General features: G+C 67.6%; 11 protein-coding genes and 2 pseudogenes. 10 read left to right on the top strand and 3 right to left on the bottom strand.

Annotated features, from left to right (window positions below):
* From AB0395_RS46950 to AB0395_RS46960, 3 genes and pseudogenes are all read left to right on the top strand, one after another.
* Window positions 1-944, top strand: a 944-nt coding sequence (locus tag AB0395_RS46950) for an IS3 family transposase (RefSeq protein WP_366294506.1), incomplete at its 5' end; no start/stop codon positions are given.
* Window positions 945-1,027: 83 nt separating this feature from the next.
* A pseudogene (locus AB0395_RS46955) lies at window positions 1,028-1,210 on the top strand (hypothetical protein); the annotation flags it as partial.
* A gap of 14 nt (window positions 1,211-1,224) precedes the next feature.
* Window positions 1,225-2,190 (top strand): hypothetical protein, encoded by a 966-nt coding sequence (locus AB0395_RS46960; RefSeq protein ID WP_366294534.1) that lies wholly within the window; start codon window positions 1,225-1,227, stop codon window positions 2,188-2,190.
* On the opposite strand, the gene AB0395_RS46965 is transcribed toward AB0395_RS46960, so the two are convergent.
* Window positions 2,090-3,040, bottom strand: coding sequence for a LysR family transcriptional regulator (locus AB0395_RS46965; RefSeq protein WP_366294509.1), 951 nt, complete (start codon window positions 3,038-3,040; stop codon window positions 2,090-2,092). The genes AB0395_RS46960 and AB0395_RS46965 overlap by 101 nt on opposite strands.
* 110 nt (window positions 3,041-3,150) lie before the next feature.
* Here AB0395_RS46965 and AB0395_RS46970 point away from each other — a divergent pair, with 110 nt between their 5' ends.
* The 5 genes from AB0395_RS46970 to AB0395_RS46990 all read left to right on the top strand — a co-directional run bounded on the left by AB0395_RS46970 (window position 3,151) and on the right by AB0395_RS46990 (window position 7,133).
* Entirely contained in the window at window positions 3,151-3,873 is a 723-nt protein-coding gene (locus tag AB0395_RS46970) for an amino acid racemase (RefSeq protein WP_366294512.1), read from the top strand.
* Between the two features lie 29 nt (window positions 3,874-3,902).
* Window positions 3,903-4,379, top strand: coding sequence for a RidA family protein (locus AB0395_RS46975; protein ID WP_366294514.1), 477 nt, complete (start codon window positions 3,903-3,905; stop codon window positions 4,377-4,379).
* A gap of 76 nt (window positions 4,380-4,455) precedes the next feature.
* Window positions 4,456-5,331, top strand: a complete 876-nt coding sequence (locus AB0395_RS46980) for an acetaldehyde dehydrogenase (acetylating) (RefSeq protein ID WP_366294517.1) — start codon at window positions 4,456-4,458, stop codon at window positions 5,329-5,331.
* Entirely contained in the window at window positions 5,328-6,332 is a 1,005-nt protein-coding gene (dmpG, locus tag AB0395_RS46985; protein ID WP_366294520.1) for a 4-hydroxy-2-oxovalerate aldolase, read from the top strand. The genes AB0395_RS46980 and dmpG overlap by 4 nt, the downstream gene beginning before the upstream one ends.
* Before the next feature lie 3 nt (window positions 6,333-6,335).
* Window positions 6,336-7,133, top strand: coding sequence for a 2-keto-4-pentenoate hydratase (locus tag AB0395_RS46990; RefSeq protein WP_366294523.1), 798 nt, complete (start codon window positions 6,336-6,338; stop codon window positions 7,131-7,133).
* 156 nt (window positions 7,134-7,289) lie between these two features.
* Here AB0395_RS46990 and AB0395_RS46995 read toward each other — a convergent pair whose 3' ends face one another.
* Complete coding sequence (locus tag AB0395_RS46995; protein ID WP_366294526.1) at window positions 7,290-7,517, bottom strand: hypothetical protein; 228 nt, start codon at window positions 7,515-7,517, stop codon at window positions 7,290-7,292.
* Here AB0395_RS46995 and AB0395_RS47000 point away from each other — a divergent pair.
* The gene (locus AB0395_RS47000) at window positions 7,516-7,728 is read left to right on the top strand and encodes a hypothetical protein (RefSeq protein ID WP_366294529.1); all 213 of its coding nucleotides are present in this window, start codon (window positions 7,516-7,518) and stop codon (window positions 7,726-7,728) included. The two genes, AB0395_RS46995 and AB0395_RS47000, sit on opposite strands and share 2 nt — an antisense overlap.
* 340 nt (window positions 7,729-8,068) lie before the next feature.
* Here AB0395_RS47000 and AB0395_RS47005 read toward each other — a convergent pair.
* A pseudogene (locus AB0395_RS47005) lies at window positions 8,069-8,272 on the bottom strand (DUF6188 family protein); the annotation flags it as partial.
* Between the two features lie 68 nt (window positions 8,273-8,340).
* Here AB0395_RS47005 and AB0395_RS47010 point away from each other — a divergent pair.
* Window positions 8,341-8,535, top strand: coding sequence for a hypothetical protein (locus AB0395_RS47010; protein ID WP_366294531.1), 195 nt, complete (start codon window positions 8,341-8,343; stop codon window positions 8,533-8,535).
* Window positions 8,536-8,740: the final 205 nt, after the last annotated feature.

An 8,740-nucleotide genomic window follows, 5' to 3' on the forward strand; every position in this document is an offset into this window, starting at 1 on the left:
TATTTCGCCCGGGAACTCGACCCCAAACTGCCGCGCTAGTCGAGTTCATCGATACCCATCGTGAACAGTTCGGTGTGGAGCCGATCTGTGCTGTGCTGGAAGTTTCGCCGTCCACGTATTGGGCGGCCAAGAAGCGGGAGTCGAGTCCGTCGGCTCGTGCGGTCCGAGACGAATACCTGAAAGGAGAGATTCTGCGGGTGTGGAACGGCCCGGGACGCGGTCTTTATGGGGCGCGGAAGGTGTGGGGACAGCTCCATCGGGAGGGAGTCACGGTGGCCCGGTGCACGGTCGAGCGGCTGATGCGCGAGCTCGGGCTCGCTGGGGTGACGGCGGGCCGCAAGCGGCCCCGCACCACTATCCCCGGCCAGGAGCAGCCGGGTGACCTGCTGGAACACGACTTCACCGCGGACCGGCCGGATCGTCGATGGGTCGCGGACATCACCTATGTGGCGACCGCGGCCGGCTGGGTCTACACCGCGTTCGTGCAGGATTTGTACTCGCGGCGGATCGTCGGCTGGCAGGTCGCCGACCACCTGGGCGCCGACCTGGCACTCGATGCCCTGGAAATGGCGATCTGGTCTCGCGGAGGCGAGGTCGGCGGCCTCGTTCACCATTCGGATAGGGGAGTTCAATACACTTCCATTCGCTATGCTGAACGGCTCGACCAGGTCGGCGCGGCGCGTTCTGTCGGCAGCAAGGGCGACTCGTATGACAACGCAGCAGCCGAGTCCCTGAACAGTCTCTACAAGAAGGAGATCATCGACTTCAATGGCGGCTGGAAAGGCGTCATGGACGTGACTATCGCCACGATGGAATGGGTTGCCTGGTACAATTCTGAACGGCTACATTCTTACTGCGGGAACGTCCCTCCGGCCGAGTATGAGGAGACGTTCCACCGATCGACCGCCGACGCTGACCTAGCGGCCGAGAACCAAGCGATCTAGCCTCCAACTTCGCCGGGGCGGTCCAGTCGAGGATGTCCCGGCGGTGGTGGTCGGTCATGTTCGCAGCGCGCTGGAATTGGCTGATGAGGTGGAATTGCGGCGGGCGGCGCCGATGTCGGTCAGCAGGCATCGCTCGTTCGTCCGCAAGCGGCTGGGGGGTGACCTACGAGGCGGCTCGGGTCCGGCAGATCGCCGAGAAGGCAATCCGTGAGGCTGCGCAGTCCAAGGACAACCCGGCCGACCTGATCAACGTGGCGTTGGAGGAGTTGGTTCGCCTTCGGTGCGAGCTGCCGGGCTACACCACGTTGGACGCGATGGCCTCGTCGATCCGCGCGGAGGTGACACCGGGTTCTTCCAGACGGTGGCGGGGCGGCTGGACGCGGCCGCGCGTACGCGGCTGGCCCGGCTCCTGGTGGTCGACCCGGTCAGCCGACGCAGCGAGTTCGACCGGCTGAAGGACGTGGCGAAGGCTGCGTCGCTGGGCAAGTTCAAGGAGCGGCTGGCGCTGCTGGCCGACATCAAGGCGATTGGGCCGACCGGGTGGTGGCTGGAGGGCGTGCCGCCGGGAAAGGTCACGCATTTCGCCGGGGAGGCCCGGGTCACCGACGCCGCTGACATGCGCAAAGTCACCGAGGACAAGCGTCTCACTCTGATGGTGAGCCTGGTGCACACGGCCGCGACCGGGGTCCTCGACGATGTGGTGACCATGTTCTGCAAGCGGATGGGCGCTATCCACAAGAAGGGCCGCGATCACCTGGAGTCGTTGCACGAGGCACACCGTGCCGAGTCCGAGCGACTGCTGGGGGTGTTCGGTGATGTGCTGTCGGTGGTACGGGAGGCCATGACTCCGGCCGAGACCCCGGCTGACGTCGGCGATGCCGTCGCGGTCGGAGAGCCGGTTCCGGTGGTGGCCGCGCCGTCGACGGTGCAGGAGATGGCCGAGCGGGCTGGGCGGCTGGTGCTGAAGACCTTGGAGCAGTCCGGTGGCCTGAACGCGCTGGCCAGCGCGCATGAGGCGGTGTCGGCGCATCATGGCAACAACTATTTGCCGCTGCTGGACCAGCAGTACCGTTCGCACCGCTCGGCGCTGGCGATGCTACCGAGGCCGGTCGTCAGGGCGGTCGTGGCCTCCGCACGCCATTCGCTCAGGAACGAGGATGATCACGAAAGCCCGATGTGCCCTGCGCGAGTCTTGGGTCTTTCATCGCGCGATGCCGAGTCCTCACGGCGTTCAGAGCGGTCATGAAACGTGTGAGAAGCGGGCCCATGTCCCCGTCTCGCCAGACCAGGTGCAAGGTGGTGGCGGTACCCGCGAGCCGTCGAGGTGTCACACCCTCTCGGTGCAGCACTCGATAGGAGTCGGCCATCACGGCCGCACCGAAACCGGCGGCGACCAGCGCGAGGATCGTCTGAACGGTCCGGCCCCGTGCGCCGACGCGCGGCACGATCCCGGCGTGGTGGCACAACGAGGTGATCTCGTCGTGCGCGTGGGGCGCGGATTCGCGTGGCCACAGCACCAAGGGGATCTCATCGAGTACGGAGACCGGTGCCGGCTCACGAGTCGTGGCGAGTGGGTGCCCGGCAGGCAGGAAGAGGGTCAACGGCTCGCGCGTCCAGACTCGTGTGGCGAGACGGGCGTCGCGAACCGGCAGCCGCTGCACTGCCACATCGAGGCTTCCGTCCAGGATGCCGGCCGACATCTCGGCGTCGTCGAACAGCTCCACCAGGGACAGGTCGACGTCGGGGAGTTCTGCTCGCAGCCGGCCGAGGGCGTCTCCCAGCGCGCCGTTGATGCCCGATCCGGCGAACCCGATCGTCACCCGACCGGTCTTGCCCTCGGCGGCCAGCCGTACGTCGTTCAGAGCGGCTTCGGCATCGGCCAGCATGTGCACGGCCCGCCGGAGCAGCGCCTCGCCGGCTGCGGTGGGAAGGAGGCCGCGGCTGGCGCGGGCGAATAGTTCGACCCCCAAGCGTCGTTCCAGTTCACGCAACTGCCGGCTCAGGGTCGGCTGGGTCAGCCGTAGGCGGCGAGCCGCTCCGCTGACGGATCCCTCTTCGGCGATCGCGACCATGTAACCCAGCAACCGCAGATCCATCCATACCTCCACAGCATGGATGCTATATCGATCGATGCCTCGAAGTAGCGGGTTGGGATCCTCCGCTGAAGAATGAAGCCGTCCCCACTTCCCGAAACGCCGGAGCCGTCGTGAAACACCTTGGAGTTCTCGCTCACAGCACGGGAGGAGCCGCCCTTTGCTTCCTCACCTTCTGCGAGGAGGGATTCCGCCGGACCGGTCGCAACGAGCATCCCGACGTCACCCTGGACTACATCGCTTTCGGGTACAGCATGCCCGCCTGGGAGAGCGGAGATCACGCGACCGTCCAGGCGACCCTGGCGACCAGCGCGCAGCGGCTCGCCCGGGCCGGAGCCGACTTCTTCGCCTGCCCGGACAACACCGCCCACATGGCTCTGGAGGTGCCGGGACCGGATCTCCCATTGCCGGGTCTCCACATCGCCGAGGTTGTCGCGGACCAGGCCGCGGCCGAGGGACGCACCCGCGTCGGCGTGCTGGGCACCAGGTACACCATGGACGGCCCGCTGTACCCGCGCGCGCTGGCCGCCCGCGGGATCGCCGCAGAGCTGCCGGACGCCGACGACCGCGACCTCGTCAACGAGGTCATCTTCAGGGAGCTGGTACACGGAGTGATCAGCGATGCATCGCGGCAGGAGTACCTCCGCGTCATCGAACGGCTGGCCGACCGGGGCTGTGACGCGGTCGCGCTCGTCTGCACCGAGATCCCGTTGCTGATCACGCCCGATGTTTCCTGCCTGCCGACGTTGGATTCGACCCGTCTGCTGGCCCGCGCGGCCTACGACGTCGCTGTCGGCGAGCGGGCGATGCCTGATTGGCGCGGCGGCCCCCGATGAGCCCGAGAAGCGGCGGAACGGAGCCGACGATGCCACATCCCGAACGGCGCCTCGAGGAGCTTGGGCTGAGGTTGCCGGAGGTCGTCCCCCCGGTCGCGACCTACGTGCCCGCCGTACGCAGCGGTGACCACGTCCACGTGTCGGGCCAGGTGCCACTGCGGGAGGGGCGGCTGATCGCGGCCGGCCGGCTCGGTGACACGGTCAGCGTGGAACTCGCGTACGAGTGCGCGCGCCAGTGCGCGCTGAACGCACTGGCGGCGCTGAAGGCGGAGATCGGCGATCTGGCGGCGGTGGCCCGCGTGGTCAAGGCCCTGGTGTTCGTCGCGTCGACAGCCGATTTCACCCGGCTCCCACAGGTCGGCGATGGGGCATCGGACCTGCTCTGCGAACTTTTCGGCGACGCCGGACGGCATGCCCGCTCGGCGGTCGGGGTGTCAGCGCTGCCGCTGAGCTCACCCGTCGAACTGGAACTTCTGGTCGAGATTCACCGGCCGGCACGCGGCTGAGCCCGCGAATCCCTGGCCCCCCGGCCGCCAGCCCGCGGGGACCGCAACACCTTTCAGTCACAAGGAGCGCGCACGCATGCCCGTGAAAGTCCCGGCGGCGATCGTCGGTTCAGGCAACATCGGAACGGATTTGCTCTACAAGTTGCGCCGATCCGAACTCATCGATCCCCGTTTTATGATCGGCATCGACCCTGGCAGCGAGGGCCTGCGGCGGGCGAAGGACCTCGGCGTCGAAGTGTCCGCGGAGGGCGTCGACTGGCTGCTCAGCCGATCAGACCGACCCCCGCTGGTATTCGAGGCGACCTCGGCGAAGGTGCACGCCGCGGCCGCGCCGCGCTACGCGGTCGCGGGGATCACCGCAATCGACCTGACACCCGCGTCGGTCGGCCGCTGGGTCGTACCCGCCGTCAACCTCGACGATCACCTGCAGGCGCCGAACCTCAACATGGTCAGCTGCGCGGGACAAGCCACCATCCCCCTCCTGTACGCGATCGACCAGGTCGCCGACGTCTCGTATGGCGAGATCGTCGCCACCATCGCGAGCGCCAGTGCAGGTCCGGGCACCCGGTGGAACCTCAGCGAGTTCAGTGAGAAGACCGGACAGGCCCTGACCGCCGTCGCCGGAGTAGACGAGGCTAAAGCGTTCTCACTGATCAATCCGGCCGATCCGCCCATGGTCATGCGCGACACCGTGTACGCGAGGGTTCGCCGGAGTGACGCCGACCGAATCGAACACGCCGTACGAGACATCGTCGCCAAAGTCCGACGGTACGTACCGGGTTACCGGCTGCGATTCATGGAGGTCGACGGCGACCTGGTCACCGTCATGGTGCAGGTGGAGGGCGCCGGCGATTTCCTGCCCGCGTACGCGGGCAATCTCGACATCATCACCGCCGCCGCAACCGCCGTCGCCGAACGGATCGCAGAGAAGACCCTTGGAGCCACCCGATGATCACTCTCGTGGACACGAGCCTGCGCGACGGCATGAGCAGTGTCTCGCACAAGTTCACACCGGAACAGGTCGGCGCGGTGGCCAGAGGTCTCGACCGGGCGGGTATCCGGGTCATCGAGGTCGCCCACGGCATCGGCATCGGCGCCTCCTCGATCCAGTACGGGTTCGCCGCCGCGACGGACGTCGATTACGTACAGGCCGCCGTCGCCGCAGTGGACAGAGCGGATATCGCCGTGTTGTACGTGCCGGGGATCTCGACGCTCGCAGCCTTGGACGCCGTCCGCGACGCCGGGGCGACCACAGTACGGGTCGCCACGCACTGCACCGAGGCCGACTGCGCCGAGCAGCCGATCCGCCACGCTCGCGACCACGGCATGCGCGTCATGAGCTTCCTGATGATGAGCCACAAGCTCGAACCCGCGGCACTCGCCGAGCAGGCTGCCAAACTGGACTCCTACGGCGCGCAGGTGATCTACGTGGTCGATTCCGCCGGGGCGCTCGTGCCCGGTTCCGCCGGAGCCCGTGTCGCCGCGCTGCGCGAGGCGGTCCACGCAGACATCGGGTTCCACGCCCACAACAACCTGGGCGTGGGCATCGGCAACGCGCTCGCTGCGGTCGAGAACGGCGCGACCTACATCGACGGGTCGCTCCGAGGTCTGGGAGCCAGCGCCGGCAACGCCCAGACGGAGGCTCTCGCGGCGGCGCTGGAACGTGCCGGTCATCACCCGGGAGTCGACGTCTTCGCACTTATCGAGGTCGCCGAACACCTCATCGCGCCATTGATGACCGAACCGCAGATCGTCGACGAGACCGCGCTCCTGCTCGGCTACGCCGGTCTCTACTCCACCTTCTTCCACCCGGCGAAGCGCGCCGCAGACAAGTACGGCATCCCCGTGCGCGAGCTCCTCCTGGAGCTAGGCCGACGCGAGGTCATCGGAGGCCAGGAGGACATGATCATCGACGTGGCGGCGGAGCTTTCGAGCCGAGCGCGAAGCGCGTAAGCGATGAGGCTTTCTGAGGTCCGAGAGGCGGCCGCCGCGCTGCTCGACGCCTACCGGTCGGGCACACCGATTCCTCCCTTGAGCACCACCTACCCCGGCGCGACAATCGCCGACGCCTACCGGATCCAGCAGGAGCAGGTGCGGTCCTGGACCGAGGCCGGAGACCAGGTCCGCGGCCACAAGATAGGCCTCGTCTCGGCCGCGATCCAGCGGCAGATGGGCGTCCACGAGCCGGACTACGGCCATCTGACCGCAAGCATGTTCCACCCGGAGCACCAACCGATCCCCGCCCGCGGGTTCATCCAGCCTCGGATCGAGCCGGAGATCGCCTTCGTCCTAGGAGCCCCTCTCCGGGGACCCGGCGTGACTGTCAACGACGCCAGCAGGTCGGTGCAATACCTGCTGCCGGCACTTGAAATCGTCGACTCCCGAATTCAGGACTGGAAGATCTCGATCGTCGACACGATCGCAGACAACGCATCGTCTGGGGCGGCGATCCTCGGAAGCACGCCGATCGATCCAGCAGACGTCGACCTGCGATCCGCGAACTGCGCGCTGATCAGGAACGGCATGGTCACCGAAACCGGCACAGGAACGGCGGTCCTCGGTACACCGTTCAACGCTCTGGCCTGGCTGGCAAACGCCATCGGTGCCCTGGGGGTGTCGCTGGAGCCAGGCCAGGTCGTGCTGTCCGGCTCCATCACCAGGGCCATCACGATCGCGCCGGGCGACAGCATCACAGCGGACTTCCCCGGGATCGGCCGGGTGACGGCGGTCCTGGCTGAGGAAGACCCGTCCTGACAGAAGAGGCCGTTAGCGGATGCTGCCGGGGTGGGCCGTAGCCGTTCTCCCGGGCGCGGGGGCCGAGCAGCAGTGGAACGGTCAGTGGCGTTAGCGAGGCATGGAGGCGCGGCTTACCGCCACTCGCCGTTCCGATCCGGGTGGTTGCCGGGCGGCCTACGAATCCTTGGCGTCTACGAGGGTCTTGTGGACGACGCCGATGGAGACCTTGACTCCGGCGGCGATGGTGCGGATGGATTCGCCGCGCTGGCGGCGGGCGAGGATGGCGGCGCGTTTGTCGTCGTCGACCACGGGCCGGCGACCGCCGACCCGGCCGCGGCGGCGGGCCGCCACCAACCCCAACTCCCGCTGGCTCTTCCCCGGCCGCCGCGGCGGGCAACCCATGACCACCGACGCGATCGAGCAGCGACTGCACACGCATCACATCGCTGTCCTCAACAGCCGGACGGCAGCCTTGCGGCACTTGGTCCTGCAGGCACCGGCACCGGTCATCGCCCGAATGCTCGGCTACACCGACCAGCAGACCAGTCGCATCGCCACCGCCGCCGGGAGCCCCTGGAGCCGCTATGCCCCAGACAGCGATCACGATGAGTGACAGTCATCAGTCTCAGACGCATCGAATAGGCGACACCTGATTACGCGAGGTCGCCAGAGTGGCACCCCAACTACTCACGCCCGAGCAGGCAGCAGCGCGCCTCGGCAAACAGCTTGCCGCGCAGCCACCGGACCAGCGGGCTCTGCCCTAGGCCGAGGCGTACGACCACCTACTCAGCCAAGATCGTCGTTAGCGCCAATTTCCGCACGGATCTTCCTCAACCCCGTAGAGTTCCCGGAGTTCAGGGAAACTGACGGTTCTTCGGGCTGAACCCACGTGGGTTCGGGTCCAGAAGTGGGTTTTGGGCCCTGGGTTCCCGGCGAACCTGTGGTCCGGCGGGTCACTGCCAGATCGTCACCTCGCCGGCCGGCATGCATACCAGGCGCAGATTAGTTGGTCCTGTCACGCTCCACGCCTCGAAATCCGGGCGGGGCTCGACATTGAGGTGCAGGCCGCTGTCGAAGACCAGCCGCAGTCCGCCGGTCTTGAAAGCGACCGAGGACAACACTCGGGTTCCGAACAACTCCAACGCTGCGGCGCCGTCCTGCTGCTCTGATCCTGTCTCTTACCGTCCAGCCGGCCTACCGCCCCGACCCGGCACGTCGACCGGCGGTGCTGCGCAGGAGCGCCCGCGAGGCGCCGGGGCTGACGTGGGTGGTGGCGGCGACCGACCTGGCGGTCAGCGGTGTCCTCGCCGGGCTCGCGGCCGTCCTGGCGCTGGCCCTGCGCCAGGGGAGACCCGACCAACTGAGGGGCGCGGGGCCGAGCGGTGACACCGGGACCGCCGCGTCGGGACCAGCCTCCTGACCCGATCCGTCACCGCCCGTGGGTTGGCGATGTCCGCTGGCATCAGCCACCCCACGATCGGGCGGATCCTCGACGGTGAGATGCTCCCCGGCCTCGGCGCCATCGCCCGCCTTAGGGCTTGCAGATAAATAACCCGTAGCTTTCGAGGGTATCGCTCGTTGGTGTGGTATGGGCGTAGCAGCTGAGACGGTGGCATTGCTGGCAG

The organism is Streptosporangium sp. NPDC051023, assembly GCF_040689595.1.
Taxonomy (GTDB): domain Bacteria; phylum Actinomycetota; class Actinomycetes; order Streptosporangiales; family Streptosporangiaceae; genus Streptosporangium.